A 14287-nucleotide genomic window follows, 5' to 3' on the forward strand; every position below is an offset into this window, starting at 1 on the left:
TGGCTGCAAAATAAGGTGTTTTCTTATTGTCTCAAAAACTCCCCATTTCTAGGGGTTTTCTATATTTATTAAGGTTTCTTAAATTGACCTTTTAAAAGCTTGTGGAAAACGAAAGTTTATTGTTGTTTTCGGCTTTTATAGTTTTTTAAAGCTCAATTAAACTGACACATCAATGGAACCGCTGGATGTACTGATATGACTTTGATTATTTTGACTTGCTGCTTTAAATGAGCGCCACGCTTCTATATAAGTCGCATCAAATTCACTTTCACGAAGATGTTCTTCTCGTGTACCAATTGCATGCCATCCATTATGGGGCGAATAGGTAGAAGTAATATTCCCCCTCGCATCCTTTACCTCTAAATAGCTCACATTTCCACGCTGCATGAATGGTAATTGTCTTAATATTTGTGCTATCGAACCTTTACGGTCAGGTGATACTACAGATACAAAGCTGTTCTTTAATGTCATATAGGACGAATTTTTATGACCACCACACTTACCATTTTCAAAATCTTTTTTAGCCTGTGCGATAATCGCGTCCTTATATTTTTCTTCACTCATCGCTGGAGCTGATTTTGTCGGCATCGCATTTATTCCTGAAAAACTTGGCATTGAAATAGGTGTTAATTTATTTTCAACACCTAACAATTTTAACGCATCGCTACTAATATTCGAAAATCTCATCTTTGTACCTCCTATTTATGAGAGAACAAATAAACTAGTTACACTATTTTTTACTAACTAATAGCTATCCTCATTGTATCCCTAGAAGTAAACGTTTTTGAAGATGATGCAGCAAGTGTTGTAGATGTTGTGAAAGAAAACATCATTACTACCACAAGCAAAAAACTAAATAGTTTCGTAAATTTCATTTCAATTATCCTCCTATATTTAAATAATTAGGGTTTCTCAAAAAATACCTTAACATTGTTATTATTAGTATTTTTTTACAACAAGTCCTTTTTTATATCGGATGTACAACCAATATTTTTAGTTATAAATTATAGAACGCTCATTAAGCCTGTGAAATAGATGTTCTTTACAAGCATTAATCAAAGCAAAAGAGGAAAAATTAAATGTTTTTGAGGTTTTAGAATCCGTGATTGAATGGAATTCCTTTGTCTTTTCAGTGGAAGAAGCTCAGGACCTTGCACGCCCTGCTGACTATGATTATTTAGACTTACTGCAAAAACGATTTTATTCACTTAGAAAATATACACCGACTCTATTAAGGGTATTGAAATTTCATTCTACAAAGGCAAATGAACCCCTTTTACATGCAGTAGAGATTATCCGAGGAATGAACGAATCTGGTAAGCGAAAAGTACCTGATGAATCACCTGTGGATTTTATTTCAAAGCGTTGGAAAAAGCACTTATATGAGAATGATGGTACAATCAACCGTCATTATTATGAAATGGCCGTCTTAACCGAACTAAGAGAACATGTACGTGCTAGTGATGTATCCATTGACGGCAGTAGACAATATAGGGATTTTGAGGAATATTTGTTTTCAAAAAATATATGGAATCAAACGAAGGGAAATATGAGGTTATCAGTTAGTTTATCAAATGAAGAGTTATTACATCATATATTACCTTTAGGCTGGGAGCATTTTAATTTACTAGGAGAATATCATTTTAATTCGGAGCAAGTGGTATCATTAGATTCTTTAAGACCACTAAAACTTTCTTAACGTTGTTAAAAATGGAGGAATCGTCAGGAAAATGGGCTTAGCGTTGTAAATCCGCATTTTCCTGACGGTACCCCTATTAGAACTATTCTCTACCGACAATTAGAGAGCATTTTAGATAGGACTTTTGAACCTATAAAAAACAAAAAACAGCAATTCCATAAGGCTATTGCTGTTCCAAAATCATCTTAATATAAAATCACCTGAAGAGGTTCTTACTTTTAGCTTAGTCTTACCAGAGCCAATTTCCCCTACAAGTAGATGCTCTGATTTTTCCGTATAAGTAACTCCTGAAGCACTGATAATGCCATCTCCGGATCCGCCTTTATAATCAATTGCAAATGGAATTGACTGTTTTGCCTTAATTTGAACTTCACCGCTCGTTGTTTCAATGTCCATATCATCAATTTGTTCAACAGAAGCTGAATTGATTTCTAATTGCTGAATTTCCTGTCCACTTACAGGCTTTTTCTCTTCCCATTCGGTTAGTTTAAACAAAGATCCTTTCGTAAAATAGAGTGTTGATGCTACTCCAACGATACCTATAAACAAAAGAATAAATGCTCCGACCACCATTTTTTTCATCTTAACTCCCCCATTAATAACTTTTACATTGAACTTAATATAACTAAGAATAATCGCATAATAGAATTCCCCTACATATATCATCGCAACACTGACTAATAATCCAATTGCACATGTAATAATCGAAACAAAAAATTGCAGCATAAAGTCATCAAATCCTATAAAAAAAGAACCTAATACAGCGATCAAGGGGAGACCCTACATTTATTGCATTTGTACACAGTATTGGTGTCATCATCGACTTATACATTGAAAATGAAACGGACTGGTAAGGCGAGGAATGATACTGTGTGTGAAACTATAAAGTGAATTCTACAACTCTAGTTATTTAACATGCCATATTTCACTTTAATCCGTTCTAATTTTTCACCAATTGGTTTCGCTAAAATAAGAAGGAATATGACATTGGATACAGCATAGACAATCGTGAATGGGATAGCTGTTGAGATGGCAATTAAATATCTCTTCCAAGAAAATAATCCGTCATAAGATATAACCGTCCAAATGTCCATACAGAAGGAATATAGGACCCCTGCTACAGTGCCAAATACAATCAATGCTATTTTACTTTTCATCCATCCTTTTTGCCCGAGTAAACCAGCAATATAACCAAGGATACCCCATGTGAACATTTGGAATGGTGTCCATGGACCTTGTCCAAAAAAAATATTCGATGCGATGGCAGATGTAGCACCCGTTAGGAAACCTGCTTCAGCTCCGAATGCGAACCCTGTAATTGCAGTAATTGCAGTTACTGGCTTAAATGCGGGAATCCAGATGAATGCTGCACGCCCCGCAACTGAGATAGCTGACATGACAGCAATCGTTAAAATTTCCCTTGGCTGAGGCTTACGTCTTTCAAACGAAATGAAGAATGGTACACATGCTAATAGAACGATGATCATTGAGATAAGATTGTATTTACGATCATTGAACATTGTCACGCCAACAATCATGACGATTGGAATGATAACGAAAATGATGATGCTCGAAAAAATTAAACGTTTACGGGCGAAGTTGTTGGCTCTAGCTGCTGATTGTGCTTGCATAACGAAATCACGTCCTCACTTGTCACTGCATGATCAAAAAAATGCCGTGACATTCGATGCGATGCAGTTGTATAAAAGTTATTGCCACTATAAAAAAGTTTCGGTTCATCCTCTGAAACGATATCACCGTCAAAGAACATCGCACAACGGTCAGAATACTGAGCCGAAAACTCAATATCATGTGTGACCATTACAACAGCAACATGACGCGTTTTAAGCGTTTGTAGAACTTCCGCGAAGATTTTCTTGGAATACGCATCAATGCCTTTTGTAGGCTCATCTAACAGGATTATTTTCGGGTGTAATAATAACACTTTGGCTAAAGCAACCTTTTGCTGCTCTCCACCGCTCAAATCATACGGATGACTGTCTAACAAATGTCCGATACCAAGTGTTGCTATAATCTCATCTAACTGTTCTTTGGCTGCCTCTTTTGAAATCTTCAAGACACTAATAATACTGTCAAATTCAAGATGTACTTTCTTCTCTACAAGCAAAGTAAGGGGATCTTGAGGTAAGACCGCTAAATTATTGCGATACAATTCCCCATTTGAAAACTTTTTAATCGATTTGCCATTGATGAAGATGTTACCGCGATACGGTTTAAATAAGCCGGACAACACACCAAGTGCCGTTGTCTTCCCTGTACCGTTCCCCCCTAGAATACTAACAATTTCCCCTGCGTGTACTTGTAAAGAGAAACCTCTTAATACATCAGGTAAATTCTTTTCGTAACGGAACCAAGCTTCTTTTACTTCCAAGACGATATCACAGGCCTTCTCACTAAGTCCGCTTTTCAAAGCTCTTACGTCATTCGAAAAATGCTTCGACAGCCATTTACGACCGTCGCGAATCGTTAACGGTACGACATCATTAACTTTCAGCGCATTATTAATACGTACGGGCGTAGGTAACCCAAGCATCATCGGGTGATTGTAATCGTATTCCTTTAACTGTTTGGCAACATTTTGAGGCGAATCATTACATATGATACGTCCCTTTTCCATGACAACTACACGATCTGCGATAGGAAATACCTCTTCTAGTCGGTGTTCTACAAGAATAATCGTTAAGCCAAGCTCTTTATTAAGCTTTTGCAACGTGCCGATAAACTCAGTTGCAGCAATTGGATCGAGTTGAGAGGTTGGTTCATCTAAAATCAGCAACTTTGGTTGCATCGCCATAATCGCTGCTAAATTGAGTAACTGCTTCTGACCACCTGATAACTCCATTGTACTTTTTCTAAACCATTGTTGAATGCCGAAGAAATTCGCCATTTCTGCCACTCTGCGTCGAATCGCCATCGTTTCAAGTCCTAAATTTTCAAGACCAAATGATAGCTCATGCCACACTTTATCTGTGACAATTTGATTTTCCGGATTTTGCATAACAAAGCCAATTTCAGAAGCAGCAACACGATCTGGTAAATCCTCTAAAGCCGTTCCAGCGTAATAAATAGTCCCTGATTTCTCGCCGTGGGGGGCTATTTCTCTTTTTAATTGTTTTAATAGCGTACTTTTACCGCAGCCAGATGTGCCACAAATAACCGCAAATTCGCCTTCTTCAATTGTTAAATTTATATCATCTAATACCCGCTCCTGTTTTTCTGGATATTGGAAATTCACATGTTGTATTTCAATGAGCGCCATTTAATTGCCTCCTGAATTTCAATCACAATAGGTATAATGAGTAAGCTAGCATAAGAAATGTACAATCCTATACTAATTGGCGTTACGGTTAATTCAGTGAACGTTGGATAAAAATAATACGTCGTTACACCAAAATAACTACCAAGTATATTCGTAAAAAGTAATGTTAGTATAATGCCAAGCATGAACCCATCCCTTTTTTCAAAGATGAATAATGAAAATGTTGAGCGGTTTTTTAATCCATAACCACGAGCTTTCATCGAATCGGCCGTCTCAATCGCATTTTCAAGTGCCCATGTAATAAGAATTGAGAGTATCCGAATCCCACTTTTCCCACGCTGCCAAGGGCTTCCAGCAGAAATATCCATACCAATGGTCTTCTGTGCATGAGCAATAACAGTGATTTGGTACTTAAAGCGTGGAACAAGACGTAGCGTTAATGAAATAACCAGCGCTAAAGCAGGAGAAAGCTTACTGAATAAATACAGAAATTTATCCGACGTCATAACGGCGTTATAACAGCCAAACCAGAAAATAACGGAGCAAATCATAATAGACATCGCAAATCCGTAAACAATAGCCTCTAAAGTAATGGCATTATAATCTATGTAGAATAGAATGATTTCTCCGTTATGGCTAATGAGTGGATTAATAATCGCGGCTATCAAAAACATTGGTACAAAAAATTTTAAGCCACTTAGAAACGACTTTCTATTCAGCAATAAGCTTAATGTGATGGCTGCGGTACAAGTTATGATTAAATAAACAGGATGCATATAAAACATGGAAAGTCCGATGACGGATGCAAAATATGCGAAAAGGACAATGGGGTGATACATTTCAAATGCTTTCATGATGCATAATACTCCTTTGCTATCTTTTTGTACCTAAGTCGCGACCTAGATCAACCGTATATTGCCACTGGATATTGTCACCATTCTTCACTGTGATTGAACTACCCCCATAATCAGGAAATACCCCGTTCACAGCAAACATCCAGCCACTAGACGAACCCGCATCTCTTTCATATAGATGATTCATCCCTTGTATATAAACAGAGCCATATTTATTGTCTCCGGCCCCTTGATATTCAAGGTGTATACCATGCTCTCTCGTTGCTCGTTTTAAAATGCTCCAAACCGTTTCATCTTCACTTAAAATTTCGTACATAGTTGACTTTAAAATAACACCATTTTTTGGCACATACTTCTCGTTTTGTAATGCCGGCTTTAACATATCCCAGTGCTTTATCAAAGTAGCTGCACTAATTGAGATGGTGACATACTCTTTTTTCTTTACTGGTTCTTCTTTTATCGCTGCACTTGGCTTTTGCGTGTTGTTATGATTAATAGGTTGTTTTGTGGTTGGTACCTTATCTTTGGCTGTTGTTGTTTCTTTATTTGAACTAGTTGACGGGTTTTTACTAGTTGTTTTCTCAGTTGATGTTGAGTTCGTTTTAGGCGTGCTAGTTGATGGTTGCTTAGTTGGTTGTTCATTTTTAGTTACTGTTTTATCTACTGCTTCATTTTGAGGTGTTTTCCTCTTTTCAACTAGTTCGTTTTTAGTCACCTTAGAATCTTTAGTTGAATCCTTTTTTACTTCATCCTTTGTTGTTCCATCTTCTTTCTTTTCTTTGACGACTACTTTTGCATCGTTTGTGTCACGGATACTTTTCTCTTGCTCAGTTTGATTGTTGTATTCTTCAACTGATTGAATTTTACAGCCAGTCATGACAAATAGTGCGAGGATCATCATGAGCCATAAAGACATACATTTCTTCATAAAGCGCACCCCTTCATATAGATGGGAATAGGGTGCTAGAGAATAGACTCTAACACCCTTCCAATGTCGTTCAAATTATTTTGTTTTAACGGTTACTGTTGTTGATTTACTGTTGTTACCGGCTTTATCTTTTGCGTAAACTGATACTTTTGTATTGGCTTTTTGTTTTTGGATTTTCACAGTAAATTGGCCTTTACTATTAACAGTTCCTTTACCGATTGAAGTTTTCCCTTTTAATACATATACTTTTGCGCCTTTTTCTGCTTTACCAGTCACTTTGCTAGATGATTTTGTTACTTTGTTAACTGATGGCGCTTTTGGAGCTGTAATATCTTTGACGATTGTTGAGCCATTGTTACTTCTTACACCGTCGCCACTTTCTGCAACTGCAATAATATTGCTACCAGCTGCCTGTTTTTTAACCGTTACAGAGAAATTACCTTTATCATCTGCTTTAGCTTGATTTAATAAATTATTGTTATTGTAAATATAAACCGTGTCACCTGCTGCAGCTTTCCCTTTTACAATAGTTGCGCTATCACTAACAACTTCCATCACTGGTGTAGCGATATTAACTGTGTAGAATTTAATAGACTTTGCAGCATCAGACATATTGTAAATACGATTTTTGCCATTTTCAAAGCGGTCATAAGCACCTAATGCGCGTAAGCCTTGTTCGGATGACATTAAATTCGGTGTTTTTTGAGATAAGCCACTTTTTAAACCGCCAGTAGTTTTATCTACAAAACTCACTAAATTTGAAACGGCCCAATTGCCATCCCCTTTAATGAAACGAGGATCTGTTTTTGCATTCGTTTGATTAGCCGCTAAATTGATAATGAATTGAGAAACCGTTTCAGAGCTGTCCCCTTTTGCCCATTCAGAGAAGAAGCCGCCTTGCTTCCCTAGTTCTTTTCCTAAATAATCATTTGCTTTTTCGACAGCTGCTTTTACCGCATCTTCCTTTGTATAAGGTGCTAATGCAGTAGCAGTCATAGACGTTGTATCTTTATCAGAACCCCATTTAAGATCCCAGGCAAAGGAACCATCCTTAAGTTGATCTTTTACTAAATCATTCACTAATTGCGTTCTTGTAATTTTTGCATATTTCGCTTCTGTTGATAAATCATAGTTTTTTGTATCAATCGCGTATAAGAAATAGAATTTGTTTCCGTTTGTTAACTTTCCTGCTTGTTCAGTAGCTAAATATGTATCATACATAAATTTAACTAAATCATAGCCCCCAACATTACGTGGATCTTTGTTAATTGCTGTTAATGCAATAATAACTTTTGAATATTTACCAACATCTTCTGAGATTTTGCCATTTTTACTTTTGACTTCTTTGACAAGATTGTTGAAGTACGTTACATAGTATTTAGATGGAACTGGAATGCCGGCACGCGCGAAATCTGTCACATAGTCTTCATCACCAAACGACGGATTCGGCACTTGTTCTAGTAAAAATGATGCAGTTGACTTTAAAACGTTTTTATAGCTGACATCTTTCGCTGGTACTTGGACTGGCGCTATCGTATTTTCTGCAGCGTTTACTGTCGACGGTTGTCCTGGTAGTTGTGATAATACTAATAAACCAGCCATAGAGATTGGTGCTACCCATTTTCTTACCCATTTACTTGTGTACATGAAAACATCTCCCATATCTTTTTAGTTTATTACTTGTAGTTTTTTCTTCGATAGATTGAAAGTTTTCTCGAAAAAGACCAAAAAAATATCCCTTTACACAATGTAAAGAGAGTTTGGACGGCGGAATGCCTGAAACTATGTATACTAATATACAAAAAGGCCTTCGATGCTCCAGATCTCCCCCTCGAAGAATTGAAACTACATTATAAAAGCAGGTATCCTGGCTCGTGTTTCCATTTACTCTTGTCCCTTCCCAATCCATTTAACATGAATCAGTGGTTCGCAACAATTTCATCCACACATACAGTAGCGGGGCTGCATCGGATTTGCACCGATTTCCCTATTAACTTATGTTTTTCATAAGCACTTTTATAAGAATATATTTAATTGTCTTTTCATCTAAAGTATTCCATAAATGAAATGGAAAGTAAATTGCTTTTTCATGTTTTTATATAAAACACAATAAAACCCTACCCGTTTTTAGTAAACTGGTAGGGTTTTTATAAAATTGTGGCGGCATCAGACTTCGTAATCATCGCACACCTGCGTATTTTGATTAAATGCGTTTAATTGCTCTACGGTTAAGTTCTTTACGTATAGATAAAAATTCATCGACTCCATACCATAATTTTCACAAGCTAGACAATACGTTTCATAACCTTCTCTATACATTTCCATATAAACAACCTCCTGTTATATAACAAATATTTTATTTTTAATTAATATATAACAGATTAAGTTATCTGTCAATTAAATCGACTGAAAATATGGGAGCAAAGTTTTCCATCCAAAATAAAACACCAAACTCCCCATTTGAAGGTTTGGTGTTTCATATTAAATAATCGATGTATTTGTCTTCACTTTATGTTTCGTAGCAAGACTTACAACAATAAATGTGATTAAGGATAAGGTAATCGGCAATGTAACAGTATGCATACCGAACACGTTTGGCATTTTTTGATCAATGATTATATATGAAGAAATACCAATAATCATTGAACTGATTGCACCGTATTTATTCCCCGTTTTCCAATAAAGACCAAATACTACCGGCCATAAGAAAACAGATTCTAATCCACCAAAGGCAAATAAGTTCAACCAAACAAGTAAATCTGGCGGACGTAGAGCAACTAGTACAACTGCAATCCCAATAATAGTTGTTACATAGAAGCTCGCCTTTTTAATCTGTGCATCTGTTGCAGTTGGCTTAATATAATTTAAATAAATATCTTTCACAACAGTTGAACTAACTAAAATGAGTAAAGCATTAACAGTTGACATAATGGCTGCCATTGGTGCAGCAAGAACAATGCCAGCTAAAAATGGTGGCAAAACTTTTAAAGTAAGTAAAGGCATCACTTTATCGCCGATTTCAACACCAGGTAATACGGGACGTGCTAATACACCGATTAAATGCATGCCAAACATAACTGTAGCAAGTGCAACCGTTCCGATGATAATAGCAGAATGCATACCTTTTGAGTTTTTATACGACATCGCACGTACCGCAATTTGTGGTAAACCAATAACACCAATTCCTATTAAAATCCAAAATGTCGAGACATATAATGGCGTTAAACTACGATCTGCTCCATATGGTGAGACAAGGTTCGGATTTTCTGCCACCAGATCACTCATAATATTAGAAATACCACCACCCGCTATAACCGTTGCAACGAGTAAAATGATTGTCCCAATGACCATTACAGAGCCTTGTACAGCATCCGTTAATGCAACTGCACGGAAACCGCCAATAATAACATAAATTAAAACCGCTCCCGCAAAGATAAATAGTGCAGATGAATAACTTAAGCCCGTTAATGATTCAATTAAACGCGCACCACCTATCCACTGAGCAGCCATTGAGGCAAAAAGGAATGCAATTATACTAATAGCGGATACAATGACAACCGTTTTACTTTGATAACGCTCACGTAAAAAGTCAATTAATGTAATAGCTTGATATTTTCTTGCAATAATCGCAAACTTCTTACCGAGAATCATTAGGACAAAATAACCTGCAGGCAACTGAGCCATCGCAAGTAGCACCCAGCCAAGTCCTGTGTTATAAGCAACACCAGGTCCCCCGATAAAACTTCCGGCACTACCATAAGTCGCCATCATCGTCATTGCCAGCAAGAAGCCGCCCATTTCACGACCACCAAGGAAATACTCTTGCAAAAACGAATTCGATTGCATGACATGACGGTTTGCCCAAATACCAATCGAGAAAATAATAATAAGAAAAATAGCTAATGGAATAATGACTTGCCAATGCATCATGATTGGTCGCCCTCCTCATCGTCAAAAGGTACATCTGTGAACAAGAATTTTATGACGAATACAATGAGGATGACCATAAAAATGGTACCTGCAATACAGCTATAGAAAAACCAAGCTGGAAATCCAAACACATATGTATATGATAACGGGTCGCCTGAACCCATGCCATATGCAAAGCCAAACCAAATACTAAAATTGATGATGACAAGAATGACGCCAATGATAGCTTCGCGATGTGCAATTTTAAAACGCTTATCACTCATATAACAATCTCCTTTATAATGAATCACATCTTATTTAAAATAAGTTGCTTTTACTATAATACTTTTTCGTACAGAAAAATGAAAGCATCGCATTTAGTTTACATAATAATATTATGTAAACTAAACTTATAGGAAGGGGTATAAAATTAATTATTACGCATAGAATTACAGCTTACCGGCAACTTTACTGGTTTTACTGGCAACTTTTCATAAATTACTAGCAACTTTGACCGTTTTACTGGCAACTCTTTGTACTTTACTGGCAACTTCGAAATAATCTACACACAAATACATATAGGGGTATACAAAAAATCCCCTATCCAAATTTCTCAAAATGAAAAAGCTGCCTCCAAGCCGACAAATCGACTCTAGAGACAGCCTTTAACACTTACAGTACGCTTAATTTTTCATCTTTTAAATCACTGATGAACATGCAGCCTGGTGCGTGTGTAATCATAATGGCTGGCTTACTTTCCATCGCTACGGCTTGCGGTGTTACCCCACAAGCCCAAAATACCGGAACCTCATCTGCTTTAATCGTTACAGCATCACCGAAATCCGGTTTCGTAACATCTAAAATCCCAATTTGACTAGGATCTCCAATATGAATCGGTGCACCGTGTACACCTGGGAAGCGAGAAGTAATCTGTACAGCACGAATGGCATCAGCGTGCTTCATTGGACGCATACTTACTACCATTGGACCTTCGAAAATACCTGCTTTTTCACAAGGGATATTCGTTTTGTACATCGGTACATTACAACCTTCTTCAATATGTCTTATTGGAATGCCACTGGCAAGTAGAGGTGTTTCAAAAGTAAAACTACAGCCTAATAGGAAGCACACCATATCATCTTCCCAATAATCCGTAATATCTGTCACTTCCTCGGTATACACACCGTCGCGATAGATGCGATATTTTGGAATATCTTTTCGAATATCCGCCCCGTCAGCAATGGTGCTCGGTGTAAATGATCCGATATCTGATACATCTACTAACGGACATGGCTTAGGATTACGTTGGCAAAATAATAAGAAATCGTACGCATATTCTTTTTTTAAGATGACTAAATTAGCTTGTGTATAGCCTTTAGCCATGCCTGCAGTTGGACCAGTCAATTCGCCAGTTCGTATTAATTCGCGAATAGTAGCTGGTGCCATTGTATCGAATTGTGTCATCATATGTCGTCTCCTTCTTTAATAGTTAAATAGTTTAGGTAACTCCACAATGAGTGTACGAACACTTAGTGCACTCATAACGACGACAACAAAAATACCTGGTATTGTTAACCACATGGGGTGTCTGTAACTGCCGACAACGTTCTTTTTATAAGCGGCAATTAATAGAGTACCAAGAGCTAGTGGTAAGATTAGAGCATTAATCGCCCCTACTAAAACTAAAATTTTAACTGGTTTACCAATGAACGCAAATGTAATAGTCGATACAATGATAAAGCCAATAATGACCCAATTATGATATTTTTCAATCACAGGGTGGAATGAGCGAATAAATGAAACAGATGTATATGCAGCACCTACAACAGAAGTAATCGCAGCAGCCCACATAATAACACCAAACATACGATAACCGATTTCACCTGCAGCTAATTTAAAGACCGAAGCTGGTGGGTTGACAGAATCAATTGTTAAACCTTGATGTACCACTCCTAGCACAGCTAAAAACAGAGCGACACGCATAACACCTGTAGCGGCAATACCTGTTACAGAACTTTTCGTTACATCAGGTAACGATTCTATACCTTTAACGCCTGCATCAAGCAAGCGATGTCCACCAGCGAAAACGATATATCCACCAACTGTACCACCAACTAATGTTACGATAGATAGAATATCAATTTTTTCCGGCGTAAATGTATTTGCAAGTGCCGCTCCTACTGGTGGAGAAGTCGTAAATGCTACATACATCATCAGTAAAATCATCACTAAACCAGCTACTTGTGCGACCTTGTCCATCGCTTTACCTGCTTCTTTTACGAGAAAAATAAATATTGCAAAAATGGCACTTATAACTGCTCCGACAATCGGATCTAAACCGAGCATAGCATTTAAGCCAAGACCTGCCCCGGCGACGTTCCCAATATTAAATGCAAGACCGCCAATGACGATCATGATAGCTAATACTAGACCTAAACCAGGCAGTACTTTGTTGGCAATCTCTTGTCCACGTAAGCCTGATACTGCGATGATACGCCAGACATTCATTTGAGCAAAGACATCTAAAATAAGTGATACTAAAATTACAAAGGCAAAACTAGCACCTAATTGTTGTGTGAAAACTGTTGTTTGTGTTAAAAATCCAGGTCCGATTGATGAAGTTGCCATTAGAAAGGCAGCACCTAATAAGACGCTACGTGTAACTTTCTTCTTTCCTTGACCTTGCTCTAAGCTGACTTTTGACATATATAAACCCCTTTTTATTCGTAAAATGCTTGAACGTTAATGTGATTATTCTCCAATGTATTGCGAATATATTTCGCAAATGCCAGAGCATGTATACCATCCCCATGAATACATACTGAATCTGCTCGCAATGCTACTTTTGTGTGTTGTTGAGACAGAATATAGCCTTCTTTGACCATTGTTACGACTTGTTTAACAGCTTGTTCTTCATCGGTCACTAATGCATCTGCTTGTGAACGTGAAGTGAGTGAACCATCGGCTTGGTATGTACGATCAGCAAAAACTTCATGTGCTGTTTGTAATCCTAGTTTTTCTCCAGCCTTCGTTAATTCACTATCAGCTAAACCGAATAATACAAGGTCTGGTGACACATCATAGACTGCTTGTGCAATGGCTTCAGCTAATGCCGGGTCCTTTGCAGCCATATTATATAATGCCCCGTGAGGTTTTACATGCTGCATTTTCTCCCCAAATGTAGCTAAAAACCCTTGTAGTGCACCGATTTGATAAACGACCATATCATAACCCTCTTGTGGCGTAATCTGCATCGGGCGGCGTCCAAAGCCATTCAAATCTGGTAAACCGGGATGAGCGCCAATTTTAACACCTTTGGCAACGGCCATTTTGACCGTTTCTCTCATAACAGAAGGATCTCCCGCATGAAAACCACATGCTATATTCGCAGATGTAACATAATTTAAAATCTCTTCTTGCTCCCCTAGCTTGTATCGACCAAAACTTTCTCCTAGGTCGCAATTCAAGTCTACACGAAACATTTTCTCAGCCCCTGACTAATTTTAAATAGAATTAAATGTAAGTTTTTCTAACACAAAACATATATTATCATTAAATTAACGTCATGAAAACCACTTTTTTAAATTTTTTCCACTATAATGAATTATCAAATGCAA

The 14287-nt window shown here is 37.3% G+C and carries 13 protein-coding genes, 1 pseudogene and 1 riboswitch; of the genes and pseudogenes, 1 reads left to right on the forward strand and 13 read right to left on the reverse strand.

Annotation, left to right across the window (positions count from 1 at the left end):
• Positions 1 to 156 precede the first annotated feature (156 nt).
• Positions 157 to 687: a hypothetical protein gene (locus tag JFL43_RS01925; RefSeq protein ID WP_100797249.1), complete on the reverse strand. Its 531-nt coding sequence runs from the start codon at positions 685 to 687 to the stop codon at positions 157 to 159.
• A gap of 358 nt (positions 688 to 1045) precedes the next feature.
• On the opposite strand from JFL43_RS01925, the pseudogene JFL43_RS01930 reads away from it, so the two are divergent.
• Positions 1046 to 1588 (forward strand): annotated as a pseudogene (locus tag JFL43_RS01930) (Tn3 family transposase); the annotation flags it as partial.
• A gap of 291 nt (positions 1589 to 1879) precedes the next feature.
• Here the strand turns inward: JFL43_RS01930 and JFL43_RS01935 are convergent.
• The 12 genes from JFL43_RS01935 to JFL43_RS01990 all read right to left on the reverse strand — a co-directional run bounded on the left by JFL43_RS01935 (position 1880) and on the right by JFL43_RS01990 (position 14152).
• A complete protein-coding gene (locus tag JFL43_RS01935) occupies positions 1880 to 2470 on the reverse strand; it encodes a DUF4097 family beta strand repeat-containing protein (protein WP_200747702.1) in 591 nt (196 codons plus the stop codon).
• Between the two features lie 131 nt (positions 2471 to 2601).
• Positions 2602 to 3330: an ECF transporter S component gene (locus JFL43_RS01940; RefSeq protein WP_200747703.1), complete on the reverse strand. Its 729-nt coding sequence runs from the start codon at positions 3328 to 3330 to the stop codon at positions 2602 to 2604.
• Positions 3279 to 4979 (reverse strand): ABC transporter ATP-binding protein, encoded by a 1701-nt coding sequence (locus JFL43_RS01945; protein ID WP_200747704.1) that lies wholly within the window; start codon positions 4977 to 4979, stop codon positions 3279 to 3281. The genes JFL43_RS01940 and JFL43_RS01945 overlap by 52 nt, the downstream gene beginning before the upstream one ends.
• The gene (locus JFL43_RS01950; protein WP_200747705.1) at positions 4952 to 5833 is read right to left on the reverse strand and encodes an energy-coupling factor transporter transmembrane component T; all 882 of its coding nucleotides are present in this window, start codon (positions 5831 to 5833) and stop codon (positions 4952 to 4954) included. The genes JFL43_RS01945 and JFL43_RS01950 overlap by 28 nt, the downstream gene beginning before the upstream one ends.
• Positions 5834 to 5852: 19 nt before the next feature.
• Positions 5853 to 6761 carry a DUF4430 domain-containing protein gene (locus tag JFL43_RS01955; protein ID WP_200747706.1) on the reverse strand — a complete coding sequence of 303 codons (909 nt, stop codon included), beginning with the start codon at positions 6759 to 6761 and terminating at the stop codon, positions 5853 to 5855.
• A gap of 75 nt (positions 6762 to 6836) precedes the next feature.
• A complete protein-coding gene (locus JFL43_RS01960; protein ID WP_200747707.1) occupies positions 6837 to 8408 on the reverse strand; it encodes an Ig-like domain-containing protein in 1572 nt (523 codons plus the stop codon).
• Between the two features lie 193 nt (positions 8409 to 8601).
• Positions 8602 to 8794, reverse strand: a riboswitch (cobalamin riboswitch).
• Positions 8795 to 8927: 133 nt separating this feature from the next.
• On the reverse strand, positions 8928 to 9086 hold the full coding sequence (locus tag JFL43_RS01965) for a transcriptional regulator (RefSeq protein WP_200747708.1): 159 nt from the start codon (positions 9084 to 9086) through the stop codon (positions 8928 to 8930).
• 156 nt (positions 9087 to 9242) lie between these two features.
• Entirely contained in the window at positions 9243 to 10688 is a 1446-nt protein-coding gene (gene panF / locus JFL43_RS01970; protein WP_200747980.1) for a sodium/pantothenate symporter, read from the reverse strand.
• On the reverse strand, positions 10688 to 10954 hold the full coding sequence (locus JFL43_RS01975; protein ID WP_200747709.1) for a YhdT family protein: 267 nt from the start codon (positions 10952 to 10954) through the stop codon (positions 10688 to 10690). Before JFL43_RS01975 ends, panF begins: the two co-directional genes overlap by 1 nt.
• A 388-nt stretch (positions 10955 to 11342) precedes the next feature.
• Positions 11343 to 12134, reverse strand: coding sequence for a putative hydro-lyase (locus JFL43_RS01980; RefSeq protein ID WP_200747981.1), 792 nt, complete (start codon positions 12132 to 12134; stop codon positions 11343 to 11345).
• Positions 12135 to 12152: 18 nt separating this feature from the next.
• Entirely contained in the window at positions 12153 to 13376 is a 1224-nt protein-coding gene (locus JFL43_RS01985) for an NRAMP family divalent metal transporter (RefSeq protein ID WP_200747710.1), read from the reverse strand.
• Between the two features lie 14 nt (positions 13377 to 13390).
• The gene (locus JFL43_RS01990) at positions 13391 to 14152 is read right to left on the reverse strand and encodes a LamB/YcsF family protein (RefSeq protein ID WP_200747711.1); all 762 of its coding nucleotides are present in this window, start codon (positions 14150 to 14152) and stop codon (positions 13391 to 13393) included.
• Positions 14153 to 14287 lie beyond the last annotated feature (135 nt).

Origin of the sequence: Viridibacillus soli (assembly GCF_016612995.1) — a bacterium.
GTDB classification, from domain to species: domain Bacteria; phylum Bacillota; class Bacilli; order Bacillales_A; family Planococcaceae; genus Viridibacillus; species Viridibacillus soli.

Bases quoted from the DNA above. Each gene is read 5' to 3' on its own strand.
- JFL43_RS01940 (WP_200747703.1), bottom strand. From the start codon at position 3,330: ATGCAAGCACAATCAGCAGCTAGAGCCAACAACTTCGCCCGTAAACGT.
- JFL43_RS01985 (WP_200747710.1), bottom strand. From the start codon at position 13,376: ATGTCAAAAGTCAGCTTAGAGCAAGGTCAAGGAAAGAAGAAAGTTACA.
- JFL43_RS01955 (WP_200747706.1), bottom strand. From the start codon at position 6,761: ATGAAGAAATGTATGTCTTTATGGCTCATGATGATCCTCGCACTATTT.
- JFL43_RS01925 (WP_100797249.1), bottom strand. From the start codon at position 687: ATGAGATTTTCGAATATTAGTAGCGATGCGTTAAAATTGTTAGGTGTT.
- JFL43_RS01965 (WP_200747708.1), bottom strand. From the start codon at position 9,086: ATGGAAATGTATAGAGAAGGTTATGAAACGTATTGTCTAGCTTGTGAA.
- JFL43_RS01945 (WP_200747704.1), bottom strand. From the start codon at position 4,979: ATGGCGCTCATTGAAATACAACATGTGAATTTCCAATATCCAGAAAAA.
- JFL43_RS01975 (WP_200747709.1), bottom strand. From the start codon at position 10,954: ATGAGTGATAAGCGTTTTAAAATTGCACATCGCGAAGCTATCATTGGC.
- JFL43_RS01950 (WP_200747705.1), bottom strand. From the start codon at position 5,833: ATGAAAGCATTTGAAATGTATCACCCCATTGTCCTTTTCGCATATTTT.
- JFL43_RS01980 (WP_200747981.1), bottom strand. From the start codon at position 12,134: ATGACACAATTCGATACAATGGCACCAGCTACTATTCGCGAATTAATA.
- JFL43_RS01960 (WP_200747707.1), bottom strand. From the start codon at position 8,408: ATGTACACAAGTAAATGGGTAAGAAAATGGGTAGCACCAATCTCTATG.
- JFL43_RS01990 (WP_200747711.1), bottom strand. From the start codon at position 14,152: ATGTTTCGTGTAGACTTGAATTGCGACCTAGGAGAAAGTTTTGGTCGA.
- panF (WP_200747980.1), bottom strand. From the start codon at position 10,688: ATGCATTGGCAAGTCATTATTCCATTAGCTATTTTTCTTATTATTATT.